The organism is Roseomonas sp. GC11 (genome assembly GCF_024437745.1).
Taxonomy (GTDB): Bacteria; Pseudomonadota; Alphaproteobacteria; order Acetobacterales; family Acetobacteraceae; genus Pseudoroseomonas.
The window spans coordinates 42,514-65,790 of the sequence record NZ_JANFNY010000002.1 but is presented as its reverse complement, the minus strand read 5'-3'; the positions used below and the strand labels follow the sequence as shown (position 1 = coordinate 65,790).

The following is a 23,277-nucleotide window of genomic DNA, read 5'->3' as shown; positions in this document are numbered from 1 at the left end:
TTTCGCTTGGGATGGTGATCACAGGCCGAGCCCCCTCTGGCGGCCGAAGCTCCAGTCGACGCCGCCGTCGCTCCGGGAGACGCCGGAGACGTGACGGCCGAGCTGCTTCTCGATTGATGGCGTCCAGGGCACGAGGCTGAAGCCGAGCCCGTCGTCGATCATGGCGAAGCGGCCACTCGCGAGGTTCAGCCGCCGCTGGTAGGTGCCGGTGACATATTCGCCGGACTCCGGCTTGACCTGCGGCCGTCCGGTCTCAGCGGCGATGCGCTGGGCAACCGCCTCGAGTTCGCGACGTCGCAGCGTGTCGACCAGGCCGGGCTGGAAACTGACGCCACGCTTTTGGTGTTCGGCGAGGCCCTGGCCAACAAGATGCTCGGCTCGCCGGTCCATGGCGTCACGCACCTCGGCGCCGAAGCCGCCGCCGAGAGCTGCCGGCTCGCGGGCGATATTCTGCCGGTCGAGCCAGGTGGCGCCAGTCGCGGTGACCTGCCGCTCGATGTCGAGGTCGGAGCGCACCGCGATCGCCACGCGGCGCTGGCCGCGCGCGTCATCGAACTTCCGAAGCTCAACGATCGAGCCCGGCGCGCTGTCGCCGGCCGCATCGAGATCGGGCAGCTTGATGTGATGGGTGCGGCCGTCGACGCCGTCGACGACGGCGAAGGCCGTGCCCTTCAACTCGTCGTCGAGGCCGCGGGCGACCAGACGCCCGATCACCGGATCGCTGAGGCTCTCGGACGCGAGCACATAGCTCGCCGCGCCACGCTCGATGCCGCGCTCGGTCAGACCGTGGTGGATGCGTTTGATGATGTCGCCGCGCTCGCCGAGCTCGCGCAGGGTCGCCTCGGCTTTGTTCGAAATGGTCCATTGTCCCGGCCCGATCTCGTCAGCGAGCCCGAGCCCTTCGAGCCTACGCAGCCGTCCGATCTTCAGCGCATGGAACTCGTCGGGCTGTTGATCGGGATGCGGGGTGAGATCGATGACGCCGGTGCGATAGGCATCGCGGGCGAGCTGGCGATCGAGGTTGGTCCAGCGGTCGGCGTCGATCTGGCGCTCCAGCGTCCGCCGGATCTCCTGATCGGTGCGCGGCCCCAGCTCCTGGGTGATCAGGTCGCGCGCCCGATCGCGCATGCCCTCCTTTATATAGTCGCGCGAGATGACCAGGTTCTCGCCGTCGTCGCGCACGCCGCGGACGATCAGATGGACATGCGGATGCTCGGTGTTCCAGTGATCGACCGCGACCCATTCGAGCCGCGTGCCGAGGTCCTTCTCCATCTGGCCGACCAGCTCACGGGTGAAGCCCTTGAGATCGGACATTTCCAGCGCGTCGTCCGGCGAGACGATGAAGCGGAAATGGTGGCGGTCTTCCTCGGACCGCTCCGCAAAGTTCTTGGCGTCGACGTCATCCCCGCCCGGACCGAACAGCCGGGCCTTCTCCCCGTCGCGGGTGACGCCATCGCGGCGGAGATAATCGAGATGCGTCGAGAGCGGCGCGGACCGCGCGCCATGACGGACGACGCGCGCCTTGATGACCGCACCGCGCGAGCGCGCGGTGATGAGGCGGTTCGCCTGGATCGAGGCGCGCTGTCCGCGCCCGAACCGGGACCGCGCGCCCGACCCGATCTTCCCTTGCCGGGAGACGCTGCCGCCGGCGCGCTGAGCGGCCGCGAGCGCCTGGGCGATGAAGGGCCGCGCCCGCTGCGCGCTGGTCGAGCGGATGCGGCCTGGCCGGATGCGAAAATCGTGCTCGTCGGTCATGCCCGACGCTCCGCACATCGCGCCAACGCGATGATTCTGCTTGAGGATGCGCCGATGCGCAGGCTGCGCCGATCAGGCGCACCTCGCGAAATCGCGCCATAACCCCTTGAAAAAGCACAACCGAACCAAGGCGCACATCGCGCCCCTTTATCCTGCCATCGTGCGGTTGTGTTTCCGGTCCTCCCTCCCAACGCCCTCCACACTGCGCTGGGGTTCGCCACGCTGCGATGGACGGGTGAGACAGTCATCGCGGGCCTGCAGGCTCCCGGCGGGAGACGAACAGGCCGCCAGTCGGGTTCGCATCGGCCGCCGCATCACGTGGTGTCGCCGCGGTGTCGCCGTCACGCGCCCGCGCATCGGCCCGTACCGGATCTGCGCCCGGACCGCGATCAGAGGCGCCGATGAAGAGCGGTGCGCGCGTCCACGCCAGCGGATCGGCAGCAGCAACAGTGACGATGGCCGGAGACGCTTCGCCGCCGACAAGGGGCGTGAGCTGGGCGACATAGGCGCGCGTCTCGGCCGGCAACGCGCGGCCGTTCGCGAGGTAGTCGTCGTACCGTCCGGGTCCGGCATTGTAGGCGGCGAGAAAGCCCGGCGCGCCGTAGCGATCGTAGAGTTCGCGCATATAGGCCGTTCCCGCGATGATGTTGTCGCGGGGATCGAACGGATCGCTGCCAAGGCGATAGCGGGTGCGCAGATAGGCCCAGGTGTCGGGCATGATCTGCATCAGGCCCATCGCGCCCTTGGGCGAGACGGCGCGCGCGTCGTTGGCGCTTTCGACACGCATGAGCGCGCGAATCCAGGCGACCGGAACGCCAAACCGCTGCGAGGCCTCGCTCACGAAGCCGGCGAGTTGGGTGCTCGCCTCGGCCGGAACCGGCGGCACGGTCTGAGCCTGCGCCGGCGACATTGGCGAAGCGGCGATCGGCAGGCCGGAAAAGAGAAGGAGGAGCAGCCGGGAGGCGGCACGGGACTTGTCCGTGCCGCTCCGATGATGCTGCGATCGATGCGGGCCGCGCACCGCTCAGTCCTCGCTGTCGCGCGTGTTGGGGCGCGGCTTGGCGGGCCGCGACCAATGCAGGCCCCAGGTGGAGTTGTCGTCGCTGGCGCGGAAGAGATTGGCGCGCAGCGGACGTGGGAACAGCGGGCTGTCGAGCTGCACGGAGACGTAGTCGCCGGCACGCTCGCCGACATGCTTCCAGCCGGCGCCGACCTCGCTGCCTTCCTCGCCGTCGAGCAGCACACGGTAGTCCGGCGCATTCTCGGCATCGGACGCCTCGGCCGGAACAAGGACGAGTTCAGCATCGATGCCGAGCACGGTGAGCCGCCCGGAATAGCCGGATTTGGTGCGGGTGAATTGGCCGATCTGCGTCATGGTGGTCTCCTTCGGTGGGGGATTGGAGGCGGCAGGTCAGTGGGTCGGCGCGCGCCAGACGTAGCGGCCGTCGCCGTCTTCATCGGTCCAGAGCGGGGTCGCCCGGCCGATCACGGTGCTGGTCGGCAGCGGGCCGAAATAGCGGCCGTCGAGGCTGTCGGGGACCAACCAGTTCATCAGGAAAAGCTCGTCCTCGCCGATGCGGCGGCAGCCCTGCCAGACGGGCAGCGGACGGCCGAGATGATCGCGGTCGAGCGCGTCGCCCATCGGCACGCCGTCGACCGTGATCGCATGATCGCGACGGCAGACCTGTTGTCCCGGCACGCCCGCGACGCGCTTCATCAGCGGCACGCCGCGACCGATGTAGCCGCGCTCGACCATGAGGGCGGCGAACTGCTCGGGCGCACGGACGGCGACCAGGTCTGTGACTTCGAGATGGCGCGTGGGCGCGATGCTGTAGAGGCCAATCGGCGTGCTCGCGGACGCGTTCCAGATGAGCTTGGTCGGGAAATGGACGAACGATACGATCGCCACTCCCATGGTCATCACGTAGGTGACCATCACGTAGCCGAAGCGGCTCATGCGCCGACCCTCCGCCGCAGGAGGAACGCCTTGTGGTGGCCGATCGTGTACGGGCGCGGCGGCTGGCCGGCCGTCATGCGGTTGTGGACGTGCCGCCAATGATCGGGCGAGACGTCGGCCGCATCGATGCCGGCGGCCTCGATGGCGTCGATCATCTGCAGCACGCGCTCGACCTTCGGCCAGCCCTCGACCTTGAGAAGGATGTCGCCGCCGGGCCGCACGAATGGCACGGTCTGCTGCGGTTCGCTCGGCAGCGCCGCGCGCAGCACGTCGAGGTGCGAAGCGATGGTGCCGTGGTCGTTCGCGGCCCAGCGCACGAAGCCGAACACGCTGTCCGGCGCGAAGCGCAGCACGCGTCGGCGGCGGTCGAGGATCTGCTCGCCGACCTCGCGGCCGAACCTGATCCAGTTCTCGATACGCTTTTCGATCCAGGTCAGTTCGACCTCGGTCAGGTGAATTGGCGGCGGCGCGGCTAGACCTGGCGCGCCGCGCGTATGGATTGCGCTGGCGCCGGTCATGTCGCGTCTCCGTTGCTGGGGGAAAATTCGCGCGCGAGCAACTCGCGCAGCATGTCCGCCACGGTGACGCCGCGCTGGAAGGCCGCGATCTTGATCCGGGCGCGCTGGTCCTGGGTGACGTCGATCGTCAGCCGCGCCGAATAGACGGCAGGGTCGACAGCCCGCGCCGGGGCCGCGTCGGCGGCCTTGATCCAGGTCTCGGGATCGCCGCCCGGCCGGGTGGCGAATCCGCGTTTCGGAGGCGTAGCCGTCATGGTGCGATCCTCCCGATCTCGCTTACCAGCGCGGCGATCTCGCGAGCGGCGGCACTGTCGCTGTCGATCTCACCGACAAGCCGGCCGGTCTGTGCGGCATCGGCAAAGGCGACGCGCTGGCCGACCGTGGTGGTAAGCAACGGCGGGTCATGGTCGGCGAGCGTCTCGGCGGTCTCGCGGGCGATGACGGTGCGCGCGGCGCAGCGATTGAGGACGAAGCGCGCCACGATCTGCGGCCGGTAGATTCGAGCCTCGCCGAGCAGCGACAGCATCTCGGCCGAGGCCCAGCCATCGAACGGCGACGGCTGCACCGGGATCAGCACCAGGTCGGCGGCGAGCAGCGCCGAGCGCACCAGCCCGGCGACGCGCGGCGGCCCGTCGATGATGACGTGGTCGACGTCGCGGGCAATCTCCGGCGCCTCGCGATGCAGTGTGTCGCGCGCCAGGCCGACGACACCGAAGAGGCGAGGAAGGCGTTCACGCGCCCGCTGCTGCGACCAGTCGAGCGCCGAGCCTTGCGGGTCCGCATCGATGAGGGTGACGCGCTGGCCGCGGGTCGCCCATTCGCCAGCAAGGTGGAGCGCGATGGTCGTCTTGCCGACGCCGCCTTTCTGGTTGAGCAGCGCGACGATCATGACGGTCTCCCGGCGATCGGGGACTCATCCACCCGCGACGAAAATGCGGCTTGCGTTAGAAAGATTCCGAAGGAATCTAGGTTAGAGAAGTTACGGAGCCCACAAGCTGCTGATTCAGCGAGCGGATTCGGCGATTCTGGTCCCCGATAGCACGAGGATCGGGTCCTCGATGGCACGATGGGTCCGGTCCCTGATAGCACGAGACGATTCACAGCTTATCCCCAGGGCGCTTGGTCGAGCGGCGGCGCTGGCGGGGGATGCCGAGCGCGTGCGGATCGATCGGTTTGAAGGAGAGGATTTCGGGGCCGCCGAGGCACTGCTCGATGGTCAGGCGATAGCCTGGCAGCGGCTGTCGGCGGACGATGTCGCGCAGATCGTAGGCGAAGTGCTTGAGCGGCGAGAGCGAGCCGGACTTGGCGTGAAGATGCGGGAAGTCAAAGCTCCAGCCGAACTCCTGCTTGCCGCCGTGCTTGCGCACGAGGCGATAAAGCCAGCGCTCAAGACCGCCCGTCAGATCGAAATAATCGCGGTCGATGGTCAGCACGAGCGCGTCATCGAGAACGGCGGCGTAGAACCAATCCGGCACGATCAGTTCGAGGCCCAGCGGCCGGCCTTTGCCATCGGCGCGCTCCTTCCACTCGTTGATCCAGGAGAAGCGGTGCAGCCGCCGCTCGGTCGGCTGGCGGATCGATGTCGCCACCGTCGTCGACTGGAGCCGGTCGAGCGCGGCCTTCAATCGGTCGTAGTCGCGCAAGCTGACGCCGCGGCCTATGAACTGCAGAATCTCGTAGGGCGTGGTCGCCATAAGGCGCGACGGGCGAAGTCCGTGGTCGCGCGCCTCGACGATCTGAGACGCGGCCCAGATCAGCACGTCGGCGTCCCAGATGGTGGCCATGCCGTGCTCGGGGACGGCCTCCACACAGATGACGACGGAGCCGGCCTTGAAGTTGATCGGCGCCAGTCGCTTCGACTTGCCGAGGGCGAAGAAGGGGTATGCCATCAGGTCTTGAGCGTCGCGGGGTGCGAGATTACCGGGCAGAGCCCGAAAGAGATCGAGCTGCTCGCGTTCGCTGTGGTGATGGCGCGCCGACATCGCGAGGAGCTCAGCGCGGGATGCGGCCAGCAGCGGTAGGCGCGGCCGCCTGGCGCTTTGCCGGAAGGATGGTCCCGCCGCGCGGATCGGACGTCGAAGTGACGAGACCGCGATCCGCCCAGGTCTGGAGGTCGTCGATCGAATAGACGACGCGACCACCGAGCTTCCGATAGGTCGGACCGGTGCCGTAGGTGCGATGCTTTTCGAGCGTACGTTCGGAAAGGCCGAGGAAGCGGGCCGCCTCCTGCGTTCTTAGGTATCGTGGCGGTAGATTGGCGGCTTTTTCGGCCATGATCGAACCTCCGTGGTCTCGCGGGAGGCCGCTGCGAACGAGCGGCTGGTTGCGAGCACGGTGGCGCGAAGACGGCGCCTCGGACGATGTCGAAGTAAGGAAGCTAAATTCGACACCCGGGTGGGTGTCAGCGTTCGCGTCGGGGACGGCGCAGCAGCGCCCGGTATCCGCCGCGAACGAGCTTCATGCCGTCGCGGGCGAGACGAATGGTGGTTTCGCGGATGGCGCTGCCGACCCAGGACGCGGCGTCGTTTTCATGTTGGGGGAAAAGAAATTGGGCGATGGCCCGGTAGGTGGCGCCCGTCTCGCGAGCGTCGATGGCGCGTAGCATCTGTCGCGCCCGCTGGAGCCGCTGCGGCGTTATGCGCGGATCTGGAAGCACAGCCCGGCCCGTCGCGCCCGACCAGAACCGGCCCAACGCCGTCAGGCGGTCGGGTGTCATCTCGTCGAGCGGGATGACCGCGGCGAGCGCGTCGCCTTCTACTCGACCCGTAAGGCTGACATCGAAGCGCTCGCCGTTGAGGTTTAGTCGGAGAAGCGCTGCGCCGCGGTCTTGGACGGCGTGAGCGCGAAGACCATCAAGGGTGAGATGAGATTCTCCGGATAGCGCGTGGCCGTCTTGGAGAATGATCGCCGCCGGATCGGTTTGCGGAGTCCAAAAGATCGGTTGCGCGAGCCCCGTGACGTGTGGATCTGCAGCGAAAAGACAACCCCCATTGCTGCGCAAAAGTGGTCGCAATGTCGTCCGTTATTCGTCCAGAGGATAACAGCCCTTGAAAGGCCACCCGATAATCCGGGTTTCTCCGGAGAAACTCCCAAGCGAGTTCGCTAGTCGTCAGTTTGTCGATGTAGTCATAGGCAGTCTCGGACCGCCAGCTTTCTTCCTCCGACATCCTCCGCCACCTCCGCGCAATGTTACGCAACGCGAGTTGTGAAGCGATGACGATTCCAAGTTGATTGCCTGCTGGGAAGAACGAAGTCGGATCAACGTGATGCAGGTGCTGCATCACCTCAATGGAGACGCGGCCCAAGGAGCTCGCTGTAGCCGTTCCGGGTCATCCATTTGGCGCGGCAGAGGTGAGTGGCGTGCACGTGTGCGGCGCGCTCTGGATCAGATTTGGCACAAATGCCGAACAGCACTTTGACGACTTCTTTCCAGTCTGCTCCCTCTGCGTCAGCGTCTAGAAGCCGCAGGTAAAGCTTCAGATGCGCCTGGTCATAGGCGGTAAGCGCCGCGCCGTTAGGCGGCTGGTCCAGAAAGTCTTCTTTGATCACTGAGTCCCCCGTCCGTAGATGTATCCATTTTGAGGGGGATTGTTAACGTAGTTTTGAGAGCAGAGGTCATCGCCCGAGCGTGCACACTGCGGCGGGGCGGGGTGATCCCCCGCTGACGCGTCAGCCGTCTCTCTTCCTGTTGACAAGCATCACTCCTACACCTTGGTCGGAGTTCAGGAAGACGATCCCACCAGCTTCGAATGCGCGCCGAACCTCATCACGCGTGCTCTCATACACCTCGAGTCCGCTTTCGGACTCGAGGCGCTTCAGCGCGGTCAAAGATACGCGGGCCCGGTCAGCGAGCGTCTCCTGTGTCCAACCCAGCAACGCGCGTGCGGCCCGAGACTGTCGGGCGGTGATCATGCATGATCACCTCCCACTCCGACCCAAGCGCACGCCAGAACTACGACTATAATAGTCGTTCTTTGGCATCGAGGCCAGCTTGAACGGTCTCGATTGCGTTGGCACTTCCGTTCAGGAGTGTCCGACTGATTCGGTCGCCTTGGACGCCGAAGGCCCCGACCTCCCGGCCGGGGCCTTGCGCGTTGCCTCAGTCGCCGCGCCGCCCGTTGGGGCGAGACCAGATCAGCGAGAAGGTGTCGCCGTCCTCATCGTCGAAGAGGTTGGCGTAGATCGGGGCGTTGAAGCTCGGATCGTCGAGCTTGAGGCCCAGATAGTCGCGGCCCTCGTTGGAGCGCTTGGACCAGGCGGCGCCGATCTCGGCGCGACCGACCAGGACCCGGTGGCTAGGGGCGTTCTCGCCGGTGGCGCGCTGGTCGGGGACGATGCGCACGTTCTTGGCCTGGACGCTGAGGGTGACGATGTCGCCGGTGAACTCGTTCGAGCCGGTCTTCTTGAAGGTGCCGATGGTCGCCATTGTAAGTCTCCGTTTTCCGTTCCCGAGCCCGCACCATTGCGGCCTCGATGGCGATCGGCAGGCCGGAGGCGATCGACGGCGCACCCCGAAGGGGCCTGACAGCTAAGGAGGGCTTTCTTGCCTCGCGAGGAATGACGGCGCAGCCGGCAGGGGAAGAAAGTTTGACGCGGCTGTTGCGTCATAGGCGATCGAGGCGAAGCCGGCCTTCGGCCAGATCAGGCCATTGAAGAGGCCGTTTGGAGCGGTCGAGGCACGGTCAGATAACGGAGAAGATGGCGGCCGTCCCGCAACAGCAAACCGGCGCCACAGCACGCTCACCGACTTCGTCTCCTCCCGCCAGGTGGACGCCGCCGCATCCGGCCGTCGTACAGCCACCGCCGAGGTCGCCGCGCCGATGTCCGCTGCCCGCCTAGACACGGCTCAGCTCTCGCAGCGCTCCAACGAGAACCGCCTTTCCGGACCAGCGTCGATCCGCGTCGCACACGCCCATCGTTCCGGCATCAGACGACGGGAACGACCACGGCCACGGTTGCCCTGATCCTCCTGACGGCGATGACGGAGATCAGGCCCGTGCAAGGTCCCGGCCGGATGGGGCCGGAGCCGCCGCCATTCCAGCGACCCGCACGAAGGCGGTGATGCCGACCGCGACCGCGCCGATGACGCATAAGGTGATCTGCCACGCGTCGGACGGCATGAGGTGCTTCACGATGCCATGGGTGGCATGGAAGCCGGCGATCGCCGCCGGCGCCACGAAGGCTGCGGCCAAGATCAGCTTCAACCACATAGGCCGGACGAAGGTGATGAGCAGATGGCGGGCGGCGAGCGTGATCGCCGCCGCGACGGCGCCGACCAGGATGGCGCCCGGGATGCCGGCGCCCGTGCCGTACGCCCAAGCGCCGGTGGTCACGCCGATAAACGCCGGCAGCGCGAAGACGGCCAGCGTGAACAGCAGCCAGCAAAGCAGGCCTATCGCTGCGAGGGATGCAAGTATTGCGAGGATGAACATGGCGGTGGCCTCCGTATGGACAAGGTCTGACGGCCGCGCCTTCCACCACCACCACGGCGCGGCTGAAGTATAGCGCAAGAGCGCGCGTGCCGGGAGCGGAAACCGGCGGGGATTTCCGCTCGTGCGACCGGGTCGCCCCGGTCAAGGGGCGAAGGGGTCGATCTCATGGACGATGGCGGCGATGTCGCCGTCATATTCGCTGGCGGGCGTGACCGACAGCGTGCCGTCGCCAGCCTGGTAGATGATGATGGCGGCCATCAGCGTGGTGGCGAGGCTGAAGGCGAAGGCGTGGGCGTCGTTGAGGGACATCGATCCGGCTCCTGTTCGAGCGGAGGACCATCCCCCGCTGACAGGCGCCCGATGTGTCGGGCTGAGCGCTGCAATCACCGCGCAGGCGAAGCCGCAGCGGAGGCATGCTTGCATAGCCGACCCTTTACGGGTTGATGGCGTCAAGCGATCAGTCTGACCAAGGATCAGCGCAAATGAAGCGGGGAACGGGTTTTCGCGGCGGAGCCGGTCAATGCCGCGAGACGCTCAGTCCAGTTCGATCGTCTTGCCTTGTTCCTTCTCAAGCCGGTTCAGATATTTGTTGAGGCTGATCGTGACGAAATGCTCCGTGTGAGCGACGGCTTCCAGAAAATCGTCGATCTCGTTGACCGGCACTGCCATCGTCCAGAGATGTCGGATGATGAGCCGCTTGGGCTCGTCCTTGACTGCGAGCGTGAGGCGGACGATGTCCGACGCATCCGTGTGCGCGGCAATCGAGTTGCGAAGCGCGATCAGACGTTCATGGACCTGCTTTCCGTCATCTGACCCCTCATAGACCTTTTTGGCGTCGAGCATCGGGATGCCGGAGCCAGAGGACGCGTAGCACCGGCAAGGGGCCATGATCCCAGCGATGAAGAAGGCCTGTTGGCGCAGCGAGTCTTCCATTTCGCCGAGGTCGGCCGGGTGGTCACGCACCCACTCAAAGTTGGAGCGCGCATTGACGAGGTGCATCAGCATGTGCGTCCACGACGAAAGACGCTCGAATCCGGGGGGATCGAGCGTAAAGCCTTCGGCGACGATAGGTGCCATATGTGTTTTGTAGTCATCGTCTGTGATTGTGCTCATCGAAGCCCCGCTTTCAGTTCATTGGGTAAGTAGAAGCGCCGTCGGCTACGTTCCAGTGTTCCGCCAGCTTGGTAGAGGCGGCGCTTACGCGCCGCCGAACTTCCAGACCGGGATGCCGAGCTTCTTGGCCTTGTCCGCGAGGTTGTCGTGGATGCCGGTGCCCGGGAAGTGCATCACGCCCTTGGGCACGATCTCCAGGATCTCGTCGTTGCGCTTGAAGGGCGCTGCGCGGCCGTGCTTCGTCCAGTCGGGCGCAAAACCGATCTGCGGGACATTGCGGTTCTTCGCCCAGAGCGAGGCGATCTTCTCGGCGCCCTTCGGCGACTTACCGTGAACGAGGACCATGTCGGGGTGCTTCTCATGCACTTGGTCGAGCTTGGCCCAGATGAGCCGGTGATCGTTGAAGTCGAGCCCGCCGGTGACGACGATCTTAGGGCCGGGCGGAAGGAGAACCTCCTGATCGGCACGCTTCTTCGCCATCAGGAAGTCGCGGCTGTCGATCATCGCCGAGGTGAGTTTGCGATGGTTGACCTTGGATCCGCTGCGCGGGAGCCACGGCTTGCCGATCTGGCGTTCGTAGTGTTCGGCGGCCTGGTCGCGCATCAGCTCGAAGGCGGCCTGGCGTTCGATTAGTGTCTGGCCCTCTGCGATCTGCCGCTCGAGTTCGACCGACTTCACCTCGCTGCCGTCCTGTTCGCGCTGCGAGCGCTTCTGGGCCTGCTCGTTGTCGTCGAGTTCGCGAGCGATCCGGTCGGTGGCGCGGTGGAAGACGTTGACGGTCGACCAGAGGAGATCGTCGAGGTCGGGTTCGAGGCGCGTGTCCTCCAAGGTGGAGATCAGGGCGTCGAAGATGTCGGCGACGGCGCCTGCGACCGCATTGCCATCCGGAAGAAGCCGCTGATCCGGTTCGTCGGAGAAGGGTCGATAGCCGTGGAGCTGCAGTTCGTTGAGGACGTAGTCGGTGGGTGAGGATTCGTGGTGCGGTTCGAAGTCGTCGTGCGCGTCCATGGGATGCTCCGTCGATTGGACCGCGACCGTCGCGGCCTTCATGGCGACGAAGCCCACCGGCGGGACGGCCTTGCACCCGGAGCGTGAGCGCAGGGCCGGAGCGTGAGCGCAGGATGGCGAAGGCCGGCTATTTTGCTTCGCGATGGAAAGGCGCGGCACGCGCCGCCGGAAAATAGTCGGCCGCCGCCATTGCCGGGCCGGCTCGACTGTGGGCCGATCGCCCTCTTGAAGGCCGAAGCGCGGTCCTCTCAGACGGCATGGTGCATCCGGACGTGCATGGCGGCGCCGCCGCCACCTTCCTCCCTGCCGGCTATGCCGCCAGCGCCATGAAACGCGCCACGTCCTGCGGCCCGATCTGCATCCGGGTCTGGCTTCTGAGCGCGTCGATGCCGAGGGTACGGAGATCCTCGTTGAAGTCGCCGAGTTGGGGCGAGATGGCGATCGCCTCAATCCCGGCCACGTTCGCCCGTTCGACCAAGCTGTCCCGCGCGCCATCACCGGCCGGATCGTCGTCGCGGAGGATGTAGAGCCGCCGCAGCGTGTCCGGGAAAAGGATGGCGGCGAGATGGGCTGCGGAGAGCGCCGCCAGCATCGGCATGTCGGGCAAGACCTGCCTGACGGACAGGACGGTCTCGATGCCTTCGCCGGCCGCCATCACCTCGCTGCCGATGCCGAAGCGAACAGCGTTGCCGAGAAGATCGCCCATTGCCCGCCTCGGCGTGTCGAGCGGCGCCTTGTCGCGTTGGCGGGGATCGAGCCAAGTGCGATGCGCCCCGGTGATCTTGCCGTCGAGGTCTGTCACGGCCGCGATCATCGCCGGCCAGGTCTCGGTCGGCGAATGCTCGTCGGGCCGATAGTAGCAGCGCGGGTGGAAATGCAGGCTTCCGGTTCCGCGTAAATCCGTAATGCCGCGTTCGCGTAAATACGCCTGTACGAGCGTGCCGTAGATCGGCTGCGACATGCGGACCAGCCGAAGGGCGGCCTCGGGCGACCCATGCGGCGCGGGGCTTTGCCGCGGTTGCGGGCGAGATTCCGGCTCCGGCGGTGGCATGCTCAGGAAGGTCCGTGCCTCGTCCGTGACGTCCTTGAAATCGAGCAGACCGCAGCTTTCGCGGATGACATCGAGGAGATCGCCATGCTCGCCGGTCGCCGCGTCGGTCCATTTGCCGGCTGGGCCTCTGGGCGTGTCCTTGAGCCGGACGTACATCGAGCGGCCGGGCGTGTTGCGCACATCGCCAACCAGCCAGTAGCCGCCCTCGCGGCGTCCGCTGGAGAGGTAGTGCCGGCACACTGTTTCGGCACGATCGGCGAGGCGACGTGCAAGATCATGCGGATTTTGGGTCATGGTCGTTTCCCATGCGAAAAGGCCCGCCGTCTCCGGCGGGCCAGTCTCGCAAGTCGTTGACGTTATTCGGCCGCGACCGCGTGGGGAGCGGCGTCGCCGATCTCATCTTCCGCGAGCGGCTCGTCTTCGACCATGGCCGTTTCGCCGCCGATTGCCGTCGATTGTTCGACCGCCTCAACAGATTCGTTGCTCACGGTGGGCTCGACATTCGCCGCGCCCCGATCGGCGGTGCGCAACGGTTCGGGCAACCAGCCGGTATCGGCCAGAAGCGTTTCCGCCTCGGCCGCCATGTCGCCCTTCTTCAGATGCTCGATCCGATCGGCGGCGCGCTGCCCCTTCGCCTGGGAAACCGCCTGAAGGATGCGAGCCTTCGTCACCCTGCCGAGGAAGTTGTCCACGGTCGGCTTCCACCCGGCCGCCGCCATGTCGAGGTCGACCGTCTGGGCCAGCCGGTCGGCATGGGCGGCAGCACGGGGGCGCCGGTTCCAGGGCTCGTACACGGCGTTCACCGAAAGGCTGACGATGTGGGCGAATAGGCCCGCCTGGCTGTCGCCGTCCCATTCCTGCAGCGCGTCCCAAAGGTCGGCCGATTCCTTGGGAAGCGCCTTCGACCAGCCATCGTGCCGAGCCCGGATCGCCTCGGCCGATGCGCTGTCGTTGAGCCCCGGCGCCTGCGTCCCGAAGCTGACGCTCTTCAGATCGAGTTCGAGGCAGCTATCCGAGCCGTAGTGGTAGAAGGTCTTCAACGTCAGGACGTGCAGCGCCGCGACGAAGGCGACGTCCGGTCGCTCGCCGAGTGCGTTGCGCAGGCCAAGCGTCCGGTGCGAGGTCAGCTCGGTCATCAGGCGGTCGGATATGGGCGAGAGACCCTCATCCTCCTCCGGCTCGGCGTCGGGCTCCGCCGTCGCGACTGAATCGTCGTCCTCGTAGCTGGCGGCCATAGCGCGTTCATCGTCACCGTCCGCGTCCGTCTCCGACGCAGGCTCAGCCGGCAACTCATCTTCCGGCCGGACATAGCCGCGCCCGACGCGAAGCTGGCCGTCGGCGCCGATGCTGATGAAGGCGCCGGCGCGCGCGATCTCGGCGGCGTCGAACAGCACGGGACGGTCGTCGAAGCCCTCGATCAGCGTCTCCAGCTCCGACAGGCGCTCATCCACTTCATCCGGAAGCTCGTCGGCGTCCTGGTATTCCTCGGACAGCCGGTCGAACTCGGCCTGGAGCGCGTCGCGGCTCGCTTCCTCCTCGGCCGACAGCGGCATGGCCTCGCCGCGAAGCTGGCGCAGGCCGAAGGCATGGCCATAGGCGAAGTCGGGCGCTACCTCGATCCACTTCCAGCCTTCGGCGGCGATCGCCTCGGCGTCCGCCTTCAGCTTATCGGCGACCATCTGGTCGATCAGCGGAACATCCTGCAGCCACCCGCCATCATCGCCCTGGAACAGGTCGCGCAGCACCGTGCCGCCCGCCGCCACATAGGCGTCGAGGCCGATGAACTGCGCCCGCTTATCGGAGGCGCGGACCGCGCCCTCGGTCAGCATGCGGCGGATGACGTAGGGCTGCTTATCGTAGGAGACCTTCAGGCGCTCGAACACCTGCTCCTGGCGCTCATGGTCGCCCGAGACGGTGAAGGCCATGAGCTGATCGAGCGTCATGCCGTCCTCGGCATAGACGTCGAGCAGCGCCGGTGAAACGGACGCCAGCTTCAGGCGCTGCTTCACGACGTTGACCGAGACGAAGAAGGCGGCGGCGATCTCCTCCTCCGACTGGCCTTTCTCGCGCAACGCCAGGAACGCCCGGAACTGGTCGAGCGGGTGCAGCGGCGCTCGCTGGACGTTCTCGGCGAGCGAGTCTTCCTCGGCAATGCCGCTGTCGCGGACGATGCACGGCACCGACGCGGTCTTGGCGAGGCGCTTCTGCTTCACGAGCAGCTCCAGCGCCCGGTAGCGCCTGCCGCCGGCCGGGATCTCGAACATGCCGGTCTCGACGCCAGCCTGATCGACGACCGCGCGCACGCTGAGGCCCTGCAACAGGCCGCGGCGGGCGATATCGTCGGCCAGCTCCTCGATCGAGACGCCGGCCTTCACCCGCCGGACGTTCGACTGGGAGAGCAAGAGCTTGTTGAAGGGAATGTCGCGCGAGGGCGAGAGGGTGATCTTCTGAACAGTGGCAGCCATCGGGATGTACTCCGCGACGAGCGCCGAAAGCCTCTCTCTCGGCATCAACTCGTCACGAAGCGCAGCGCCGCCCTCTCACTCTGGAGGGCAGCGCCGCAGAACCGACGACTTCCAATTAGCGCACCTTCGACTCCCAATTAGCCGGCATCGGCTGAAAGCCGGAGACGCGCCTTTCTGCATCTCCGGCTTTCCGGGACTCAGGCCGCCCGGTCGAGCAGCTTCTTGGCCCGCGCCTCCAGGTCGAGCCGAGCGTCCTGCTGAGTCTTATCCCGCGCGACCGCGGTGATGCCCTGCACGAAGTCGAAGACGCTCTCGGGCTTGCGGCCTTCCTCGGCCAAGACGGTCTCGATGATCTTCGCCGTCTCGGCCTTGGAGAAGCCGCGCTTGCGCAGGAAGTGACTGCGGTCCTCGTCGGAGCGGGCGACAATCTTTTCCCGGGCCGCTCTGATGCCGTTGACGAAGGGGAGGGGCGAGGAATTGGCGAAGCGGGTCAGCGCCGGCGCAGCCTCATGCGCGAAGCGGGAGGCGGCATATTTCGAGTGGCGGATGGTGATCTCGTCGAAATCCTCGACGCCCCACAAATTCCGATTCTGACAAACGGCACGGAGATAGAAGCTCGCCATGCCGAGCGTCTTTGCGCCCACCTCGGAATTCCAGCAGTAGAAGCCGCGGAAGTAGAGGTCGGGCGAACCGTCGGGCAGCCGGCCGGCCTCGATCGGATTCAGATCGTCGACCAGGAAGAGGAAGATGTCGCGATCGGACGCGTAGAGCGTCGTGGTGTCCTGGGTGATGTCGACGCGCGGATTGTAGATCCCGGTCGACCAGTCGAGTACGCCCGGCACCTTCCAGCGGGTGTCGCCCGTGCCGTTGCCGGCGATGCGCTGCACGGCCGCGACCAGCTCGTGGTCGAAGATGCGGCCGTAGTCGGGCCCGGTGACGGCGCGCAGCTCAACGCGGCCATCTTCGATCTCGAGCGTCTTCACCTGCTCGGCGCGATGCGAGGTTAGTCCATATTGGAGGTTGATTCCGGCGAGTGGCGCCGGAAGCTGGCGCAGGTAGGCCGCCGGTGCTCCGACCAGGCTGGCGAGTTGGCCGAAGCTCCAATGGGTGGGCGCGATCGGCGTGTCGGACCCGGGCAGCATCAGCACCAAGCGCTCGGCATCGTCGCGGCTCGCCTCGACCCGGATCGCCGCGCTTTCGACAGTTCGGGTACGGCTCCGCTCGGTCCGGCTACGGACGGCAGCATAGAGGTCCGACAGAGACAGGTAACGCTCGTCCGCCGGTCGCGAGAACCATTCCGACGATACCCGGCTGATCCGCTCGCCGCGGCTCACATCCACCTTGTAGCCGCCAGCGCGGTCGCGACCGGCATCCAGAATCTCCACATGGGTCATGGCTAGTCTCCATGACGGGCGCCGGAGGCCTCTCCTCCAACCTTCAACCCGTCACGGAAAATCGGTCCGCACTCTCACTCTCGGGGGCGTTGCGGGGTCTCCCCGCAGAAGGGGTCGGCCGAGACCTAGGGCTCGGCCGCAGGGGAAGGCTTTCCCCTTATCGATCCAATCTGACTCGCAGTCGGCGAGCACGCTCCCGGAAGGCTTCCTCGCCTCCTTCCAGGATGTCGCAGACCGCCTTGCGGATCTCAGCGTTCTCCAGCCCGCCAGCCCTATAGGTGATCGGCGGAAGTCCGCCCGCTGGATGAGGTCCGGCGTCGGCAACGATGATTTGATCCGCGTCGGTGTTGATGACTAGGTTGGCGTTGTGGGTGACCATGATCACCTGGCGCTTGGCCTTGGCGGCGATGAACAGACCCACCAGCTCCTCGAACACCGATTTGGGGTCCAAATTTTCCTCGGGCTGATCGATGATCAGAGGCCGGTCATCCGCGTCGTCGAGAGCCAGATAGAGCAGGAGAAGCACGATGCCGCGCGTTCCCGGCGACAACTTGCGGATGTCGATTCCGTCGTAGACAATTTCATAGCGCACCGAGATGTGGTCGGTGTCGAAAAGCCAGTGAGCGAACTGTTTCAACCAGGCCCTGAACTCCACCTGCTGGTTTTGAGCATAGGGCGCATGGCCAATCAGGTCTCTCATATATTGGGCGATGAAACTGGCCATCGCTGCCTGAACATCGGCGGCAGATCCTGTCTCCCAGGCCGGCCGCAGGGTAGTTTCGGCGAGGCCGATCAGCGCTCCGCGGCCTTGAAACGGCCCGGCTTTGCGGCGATCGAGCAGGTTTTCCTCGGCCACCGTTCCCCAAGCGGCGACATCGACGACGCGGCGGACGGAAAAGCCGAGCTTGCGCAGCGTGCCGGTCGATGCCGTCAGGCGAGCCATCAAGGGGGCATAGAGGTCCGCGAGCGCGGCCTGCTCGCTGATGATCGCTTGAAACACCCGGCCGTAGGCGGCATCGCGCTCGGCCTGAAGCAGCCGTCGGCGCTCGGCGGCGCCTTGGGCGTCGGTCAGTCTTGTCTGAAGGTTTTGCAGCGCGGCGTTCTCCAACGCGATGCGCTGTGAGAGCGCCGCATATTGGCTTCGGACGACATTGTCAGCGCTGACCAACGCCTCCAGTCGGGTCATTTCGGCAAGAAGAGTGTTGAGTGGAAGTTTGGACAGGTCGGCATTGTCCGGAAAGTACGGCGTGTTCGGAGGCGGCGGAGGGAGCGGCACGCCCGTGAGCGCCGCGATCTGCTGGTCGGCCCAGGCAACGTAGCCGGCGAGACTCGTGTCGACCGGGCCTTTGTAGATAAGCAGGAATTCATCCCATTGCTGCGGGCTCAGGCCGCTGTGCTGGTGCCGCTCGATGGCCTGCCGCAAAAGTTCGGGCGCCTTGGTTACGCGCGTGCTGGCGACCTCGTCCTGCAGGGCGAGGAAGGTGCGACGTTGATTGCCGTAGGCCTGAATCGTCGCGCGAATCGCCTGGACGGCCTGACTGATCTGGGTATGCCGTTGCGCTTGCGCTTCGGTCCCCTTGAGGACCAGCTTGGCCAGATCCTGGTTGTAGCTCTTGATCTGGCCGTCCTTTTGCGTGACCTGTAGGGACAGACCCGCCACCGCCGCCTCTTTCTCGATCTCGGTGGCGATGCGCTCGGATATGTCGGCGATCGCGTCTGCTTCCCGTTCGCGGGCCTGCTGGAAACGGGCGGTCCGAAATCCGCGCAGTTCGGCGAAATCAATGGCTCCGTCGCGGCCATCCTGCGGATGGGCCTCGAAGATCACGCGTTCGATTTCGGAGATCAGGCCGTCGGACACGCCAGAGGAGGAACAAAGCTCCTCGACGAACTGCTGAGAGAGGTAACGCGCACGGGGGAAGGCGAGATGGCCGTTGGCGTCGCGGCCGTCCAGGAAACGCGTGACCGAAGCGCCGCCGCCCCAAGCCAGCGTCGTGGTCGCGTTGCCGAGAAGCTTGCGGGCTCGCACCAGAAAAGAGGGGCTGATGTTCTCGTTGGCTCTCCAGGCCGCCGGCGTGATCGCGTCGCAGCCGGCGGCGATGACGTCGGCGAGCGCGGTCTTGCCGGAGCCGCGCGCGCCGATGATCGCAACGAGGCCGGGATTGAGGGGAATCGCAGGTGTCGCCGCCCAGCCAGCATCGGCGATCGCCACATGCGAGATGACCTGCGAAGGCATCGCGGTGCGCGGCGGCTCAGCGCCGACATAGGCGCGACCTTCCGGGTCGATGCACGCCTGACGCAGCGCGTCGAATTCGAGGCCGCCCTTGATCCACGAGTAGCGATCCTCGACCGGCTGTCCGACGGTCTGCTGGTCATGGGCATCGCTGCCGTGAAGGCAAGGTTTGCAGCCATCGTAACGCTCCCGAAGCTGATCGAGTGTCACGCCGCGGCGCCCGCACCAGAATTCACGCTGCGCCACGCTGCTCGAAAAGATGATGTGCGCGAACTTCTCGATTTCCTGGCGCATGGTCGCATCGGCGGCCTGGCGCAGGCCAGACGTTCCGTCGCCGGCCGCGCCCGCGACCGCGACGAGGATGTTCGCCTTCGCCCAGTCGCTCTCGCGCATCACACGTCGAAGCTGGTCGAAATTGACCTTGAACTGCGTCGCGCCATGCGCGAGCGCCGCCCGATCGTCGATAATGCTGGGGTCGGCCTTCTTGCCGAGCGAGATCAGATCCTGGCGGGTGCAGTTGAAGGTATCGCCGTGCGCTTGGAACTGCAGGCGCTGAAGGATGCGATGCAGCTCGTCGACGTGCCTGGGGTCTTCGGGGCTGACAAGAAGATGAACGTTGACGAAGCCGGTTTTCGCGGCGACGTCGAGGCGCAGTTCGACGTTGGGAAAAATGAGCTGAACATTGGGCAGGCGACCCGCCGCCTTATATCCCAGGATGGTCTGATAGGCATCCGTCAAATAATAGTCCGTCACCGCGATCGCCTCGACCTTCGGCGTGACGGCTTCGAGCGTGTCGAGGTAGGTTTCCCAGGGCGAGCCGCCGCCGAACTGATTGTTCAAGACGGTGCCAGGCGCGTGAATATGCGGTTCCCAGCGCCGCCACTCGGATCCCCGACTGATCATATTCCCTCCGCTGATCCCGGTCGTTCTTCGCCGTAACGGCGTTGCCCCGGGCAATGTATTCGACTGCAATATTGAAGTTTTTAACCGTTACATGAGCGACCAGCACGGAGTAACGTCGAGCATTAGCGGCTCACGCGAAACGCCCATCCAAGCTCGTTACGCTGGTCGTTGAGGCCGTCCGAATAATCATGAAGAACGGACTCGATTTGGTGCTCGCTCAAGGTGCAGGGGTTCTCCAGCGCCGTCTGATCCCACCCGATATTCCAGATCGTCAGCAATTCGGGTTTGTCGCTCCAGCGCGGCAGGAAGAAGGTGATCGCCATCAGCGTCGGGAACTGCCGCAGGATACCGATCTGGGTCTGATGCCCCGCAAGATTGCTCTTTCCTTCAAACTCCGGGAGCGAGAGGATCTGTTCTCCGGGGGAGCCGAGCGCGATCTGCCACAGCTCTCCGCTCACGCAGCTTTCAGCGGGTGGGCCGGCGTGGAAGAACACCGGCAGCAAGCCGGACGGACCCTGCGCGACGCCGCTGAGGCGCCCAAGATCGACCACGAGCACCGTAGGGCCGTATTCGATCTGCCCGGCCTTGATGTTGTTGCTGATCTTCTGGATCGTGTCGTCAATCCGCGTGACGGAGTCGGCGTCGGGCAAGTGCCCTGAAATCTCGTGCGGCTTTCCGAAATGGATGCCGGGTTGCCGTGCGCGGCCATCCAGCTCGGCCGCGATCTCAAGCGCTTCGTGACCGATTTCCTTGTGACGTCGAAGCGGTTCGGCGATTTCGAGCGCCTTGACTTCGAAATAGAGGTGTCCGGCGGGATGCGGGTAGCGAAAGTCCGGCCGCTTCGCCTGATGTCCTCCGGTCCCCGGCGTGCGTTCGAGCACGACGCCGCGGTCTTTCATCGCCAGGTAGAAGGATGCTTCCGAATAGGCCTCATAGGCCTGTGCCATCTGGACATGGTCTTCGGGCCCGGTCACCGCCTTGAGCTTGGCGCGCAACTCGCGGTCCAGCGCCGCCAGCGTGGCGTCGCTGGCGGCGTCCAGATTGATCCGTTCGACCTGTTCGCGAGTCATCATCATGATGGGAACGGAGACGGTCAGACCGGACAGCAACTGCGACACGCGAACGAGTTCGTCGATGGATGTCGTCGCCATCATCGGCCTCACGCGCGGCGCAGCATCCGCTCGACGCGGACGCGTTGATAACCATTGGCATGCACCTGCTGGCGCAGTTGGCCGAGGTCACGAACCCCGAACGCCACGGCGGCTTTGATGGGGCTGGCGAAGGTGGCGTAGTAGGTCCAGCGCACACCGACCGGGAGGGGCGCGTTCTGACGGCGATCGGTGATGGCGATGTCGCGCGGATCACTCGTGTTGCGGAAGGCATGGAAGGTGAACCAGTCCGGCCGCCGGTAACGCGCGGCCTTCATGAAGGGCACCGACTGCACCTTGACGTCGCCCTGGTCGAGCACCCAACCGCGCTGCTCCAGAATCTGCCGCACCATATGGCCGATCATCTGCTTGACGCGGTCCGCCAGCACGTCTTCGCGGAACGCCTCGAGAAGCTGCTCTTCGATACCTTCGACGGCCGGCTTGCTGAGCTCCGACGCCGTCTCGAGGCGGGCGACGTTCTCAGGCAGTGTCAGGAAGGTCCAGATCTGCTGGCCGAGTTCCGACGCGTACAGCGACGCAAACTTTTCAGGGTTGTAGATGAACATAGCGGACCTCCATTTCAGGCAAATATGCCCGGTCATCAAGGTCCGGTCAAGATGACCTCAACCATAATGTGGAGCGCCTTGAAGACTGTCAGAAAACTGCGTATATTTCTGACAGGAGTTAGCGATGCAGCGACTGACCGAACAGATTCTTGCTTACGCGGAGGGTTTGCCCGAGGGCGCGCCCGTTTCCGCAAAAGGTCTCCTGCACCTTGGCAACAGGGCTGCCATAGACCAGGCATTGTCGCGCCTTGTCGAACGGGGCCAGCTGATGAGGGCCGGTCGAGGTGTTTATCTGCGTCCGATCTTCAGTCGGTTCGGCATCAGGTCGCCTTCGGTCCAGCAGGCGGTCGAGGCGCTCGCTAATCAGCGTGGCGAGGTCATCGTGTCGAGCGGCGCAGCGGCGGCGAATACGCTCGGGCTCACGACGCAGGTGCCGGTGAGGTCGGTCTATCTGACCTCTGGCCGCAGCCGGACGATGAGCCTGGGTAAGCAAGTGGTCGAGCTTCGGCACGCGCCACGTTGGCAGCTCGCCCTGGCCAATAGGCCCGCCGGCGAGGCGGTTCGCGCGCTCGCCTGGCTGGGGCCTGAGAAGGCCGAAGCCGCGTTAAAGGCCCTGAAGCACAAGCTTCCTTCGACCACGTTCCAGGAGCTGGTGGCGGTGGCGCCGCAGCTTCCGACCTGGCTGGCGCGTAGCGTCGGGAAAGCCGCGCATGGCTGACGTGTTCCACGCTCTGTCGGCTTCGGACCGTAGCGACGTCTTGGGCATCGCAGCCGATAAATCCGGTCGCCCCGCGCATCTTCTCGAAAAGGATGCATGGGTGGTCTGGGCGCTGTCGGCGCTCTACGGCTCGGCGCTGGGCGAACATCTGGTCTTCAAGGGCGGTACGTCGCTGTCCAAGGCCTACGGAGTGATCCGGCGCTTCTCCGAGGATGTCGACCTGACCTATGACATTCGCGCAATTGCCCCCGATCTCGTCGGCGAGAACGGCGAGGCTCTGCCGCGTTCACGCAGCGAGGAGAAGCGCTGGTCGAGCGAAGTACGAAAGCGCCTTCCGGAATGGGTGGCCGGAAAGGCCCACCCGACGATCGCCGAGGCGTTAGCGCGCGAGAACCTCGCCGCGGCGGTTCGCGCCGACGGCGAGAAACTGTTCATCGACTATGAGGCGACGGCCACCGGGACGGGCTATGTCGCGCCAAGCGTGATGCTCGAATTCGGCGCGCGCTCGACTGGCGAGCCGGCGAGCCTGCGCGATGTCGTCTGCGATGCTGACGGGCTGGTCGAGAATGTCGTCTTTCCAACCGCCCGGCCTCGGGTGATGCATGCGGAGCGAACCTTCTGGGAGAAGGCGACCGCGATCCATGTCTTCTGCCTGCAGGAACGACTGCGCGGCGAACGCTTCGCCCGTCACTGGCATGACGTGGTGCGATTGGACGAGGCAGGCCTGGCAGACGCCGCGTTCGCGGACCGGGATCTGGCGGGCGCCGTCGCGCGCCACAAGTCGATGTTCTTCGTCGAGAAGGGGGCCGATCGCCAACCGATCGATTACGCCGCTGCGGTCAACGGGGGTCTGCGTCTCGTACCGACCGGGGAAGCGCTGAAAGCGCTCGGCGATGACTATGCGCACATGGTCGATGACGGCCTGCTGCTCGATGACGCCGAATCTTTTGAAGCGTTGATGGCGCGCTGCGCCGACATTGCCGAGCGCGCCAACCGCGGCAATCAAACATAGGAAGCAG

25 protein-coding genes and 1 pseudogene are annotated in these 23,277 nt (G+C 65.6%); 2 read left to right on the top strand and 24 right to left on the bottom strand.

Annotated elements, in window-relative coordinates; all coding sequences use genetic code 11:
• Window positions 1-18 precede the first annotated feature (18 nt).
• The 24 genes and pseudogenes from NON00_RS01135 to NON00_RS01020 form a co-directional block, all read right to left on the bottom strand.
• The gene (locus NON00_RS01135; RefSeq protein ID WP_256016671.1) at window positions 19-1,755 is read right to left on the bottom strand and encodes a VirD2 family relaxase/mobilization nuclease; all 1,737 of its coding nucleotides are present in this window, start codon (window positions 1,753-1,755) and stop codon (window positions 19-21) included.
• A 244-nt stretch (window positions 1,756-1,999) separates the two neighbouring features.
• The gene (locus NON00_RS01130) at window positions 2,000-2,776 is read right to left on the bottom strand and encodes a lytic transglycosylase domain-containing protein (protein ID WP_256016668.1); all 777 of its coding nucleotides are present in this window, start codon (window positions 2,774-2,776) and stop codon (window positions 2,000-2,002) included.
• Between the two features lie 3 nt (window positions 2,777-2,779).
• Window positions 2,780-3,130, bottom strand: a complete 351-nt coding sequence (locus tag NON00_RS01125; protein ID WP_256016666.1) for a DUF736 domain-containing protein — start codon at window positions 3,128-3,130, stop codon at window positions 2,780-2,782.
• A gap of 36 nt (window positions 3,131-3,166) precedes the next feature.
• Window positions 3,167-3,712, bottom strand: coding sequence for a S26 family signal peptidase (locus tag NON00_RS01120; RefSeq protein ID WP_256016663.1), 546 nt, complete (start codon window positions 3,710-3,712; stop codon window positions 3,167-3,169).
• A complete protein-coding gene (locus NON00_RS01115) occupies window positions 3,709-4,230 on the bottom strand; it encodes a DUF2840 domain-containing protein (RefSeq protein WP_256016660.1) in 522 nt (173 codons plus the stop codon). Before NON00_RS01115 ends, NON00_RS01120 begins: the two co-directional genes overlap by 4 nt.
• Complete coding sequence (locus NON00_RS01110; protein WP_256016657.1) at window positions 4,227-4,484, bottom strand: hypothetical protein; 258 nt, start codon at window positions 4,482-4,484, stop codon at window positions 4,227-4,229. The genes NON00_RS01115 and NON00_RS01110 overlap by 4 nt, the downstream gene beginning before the upstream one ends.
• The gene (gene parA, locus NON00_RS01105) at window positions 4,481-5,119 is read right to left on the bottom strand and encodes a ParA family partition ATPase (RefSeq protein WP_256016646.1); all 639 of its coding nucleotides are present in this window, start codon (window positions 5,117-5,119) and stop codon (window positions 4,481-4,483) included. The genes NON00_RS01110 and parA overlap by 4 nt, the downstream gene beginning before the upstream one ends.
• Window positions 5,120-5,327: 208 nt before the next feature.
• Window positions 5,328-6,212, bottom strand: coding sequence for a replication initiator protein A (locus NON00_RS01100; protein WP_256016644.1), 885 nt, complete (start codon window positions 6,210-6,212; stop codon window positions 5,328-5,330).
• Window positions 6,213-6,222: 10 nt separating this feature from the next.
• Entirely contained in the window at window positions 6,223-6,504 is a 282-nt protein-coding gene (locus tag NON00_RS01095; RefSeq protein ID WP_256016641.1) for an AlpA family transcriptional regulator, read from the bottom strand.
• A gap of 127 nt (window positions 6,505-6,631) precedes the next feature.
• Window positions 6,632-7,231 carry a DUF2285 domain-containing protein gene (locus tag NON00_RS01090; protein WP_256016639.1) on the bottom strand — a complete coding sequence of 200 codons (600 nt, stop codon included), beginning with the start codon at window positions 7,229-7,231 and terminating at the stop codon, window positions 6,632-6,634.
• A 31-nt stretch (window positions 7,232-7,262) separates the two neighbouring features.
• Window positions 7,263-7,397, bottom strand: a pseudogene (locus tag NON00_RS01085) (transcriptional regulator domain-containing protein); the annotation flags it as partial.
• 118 nt (window positions 7,398-7,515) lie between these two features.
• Window positions 7,516-7,779 (bottom strand): DNA -binding domain-containing protein, encoded by a 264-nt coding sequence (locus tag NON00_RS01080; RefSeq protein WP_256016636.1) that lies wholly within the window; start codon window positions 7,777-7,779, stop codon window positions 7,516-7,518.
• 120 nt (window positions 7,780-7,899) lie between these two features.
• Complete coding sequence (locus NON00_RS01075; protein WP_256016634.1) at window positions 7,900-8,142, bottom strand: helix-turn-helix transcriptional regulator; 243 nt, start codon at window positions 8,140-8,142, stop codon at window positions 7,900-7,902.
• A 187-nt stretch (window positions 8,143-8,329) separates the two neighbouring features.
• On the bottom strand, window positions 8,330-8,656 hold the full coding sequence (locus tag NON00_RS01070; RefSeq protein WP_256016631.1) for a DUF736 domain-containing protein: 327 nt from the start codon (window positions 8,654-8,656) through the stop codon (window positions 8,330-8,332).
• 562 nt (window positions 8,657-9,218) lie between these two features.
• The gene (locus NON00_RS01065; RefSeq protein WP_256016629.1) at window positions 9,219-9,662 is read right to left on the bottom strand and encodes a hypothetical protein; all 444 of its coding nucleotides are present in this window, start codon (window positions 9,660-9,662) and stop codon (window positions 9,219-9,221) included.
• A gap of 141 nt (window positions 9,663-9,803) precedes the next feature.
• On the bottom strand, window positions 9,804-9,971 hold the full coding sequence (locus NON00_RS01060; protein ID WP_256016627.1) for a replication initiator protein A: 168 nt from the start codon (window positions 9,969-9,971) through the stop codon (window positions 9,804-9,806).
• Between the two features lie 225 nt (window positions 9,972-10,196).
• The gene (locus NON00_RS01055; protein ID WP_256016624.1) at window positions 10,197-10,775 is read right to left on the bottom strand and encodes a hypothetical protein; all 579 of its coding nucleotides are present in this window, start codon (window positions 10,773-10,775) and stop codon (window positions 10,197-10,199) included.
• An 84-nt stretch (window positions 10,776-10,859) separates the two neighbouring features.
• Window positions 10,860-11,783 (bottom strand): DUF2493 domain-containing protein, encoded by a 924-nt coding sequence (locus NON00_RS01050; RefSeq protein ID WP_256016622.1) that lies wholly within the window; start codon window positions 11,781-11,783, stop codon window positions 10,860-10,862.
• A gap of 310 nt (window positions 11,784-12,093) precedes the next feature.
• Entirely contained in the window at window positions 12,094-13,128 is a 1,035-nt protein-coding gene (locus NON00_RS01045) for a toprim domain-containing protein (protein WP_256016621.1), read from the bottom strand.
• Between the two features lie 62 nt (window positions 13,129-13,190).
• A complete protein-coding gene (locus NON00_RS01040) occupies window positions 13,191-15,299 on the bottom strand; it encodes a ParB/RepB/Spo0J family partition protein (RefSeq protein WP_256016618.1) in 2,109 nt (702 codons plus the stop codon).
• Window positions 15,300-15,496: 197 nt separating this feature from the next.
• Window positions 15,497-16,693 carry a DUF932 domain-containing protein gene (locus tag NON00_RS01035; RefSeq protein WP_256016615.1) on the bottom strand — a complete coding sequence of 399 codons (1,197 nt, stop codon included), beginning with the start codon at window positions 16,691-16,693 and terminating at the stop codon, window positions 15,497-15,499.
• 157 nt (window positions 16,694-16,850) lie between these two features.
• Window positions 16,851-19,826, bottom strand: a complete 2,976-nt coding sequence (locus tag NON00_RS01030; RefSeq protein WP_370688648.1) for a TrlF family AAA-like ATPase — start codon at window positions 19,824-19,826, stop codon at window positions 16,851-16,853.
• A gap of 122 nt (window positions 19,827-19,948) precedes the next feature.
• The gene (locus tag NON00_RS01025) at window positions 19,949-20,977 is read right to left on the bottom strand and encodes a hypothetical protein (RefSeq protein ID WP_256016611.1); all 1,029 of its coding nucleotides are present in this window, start codon (window positions 20,975-20,977) and stop codon (window positions 19,949-19,951) included.
• Window positions 20,978-20,985: 8 nt separating this feature from the next.
• Entirely contained in the window at window positions 20,986-21,540 is a 555-nt protein-coding gene (locus tag NON00_RS01020) for a hypothetical protein (RefSeq protein ID WP_256016609.1), read from the bottom strand.
• A gap of 124 nt (window positions 21,541-21,664) precedes the next feature.
• Between NON00_RS01020 and NON00_RS01015 the strand changes: the two genes are divergently transcribed.
• Window positions 21,665-22,258: a DUF6088 family protein gene (locus NON00_RS01015; RefSeq protein WP_256016606.1), complete on the top strand. Its 594-nt coding sequence runs from the start codon at window positions 21,665-21,667 to the stop codon at window positions 22,256-22,258.
• Window positions 22,251-23,270 carry a nucleotidyl transferase AbiEii/AbiGii toxin family protein gene (locus tag NON00_RS01010; protein ID WP_256016604.1) on the top strand — a complete coding sequence of 340 codons (1,020 nt, stop codon included), beginning with the start codon at window positions 22,251-22,253 and terminating at the stop codon, window positions 23,268-23,270. The genes NON00_RS01015 and NON00_RS01010 overlap by 8 nt, the downstream gene beginning before the upstream one ends.
• Window positions 23,271-23,277 lie beyond the last annotated feature (7 nt).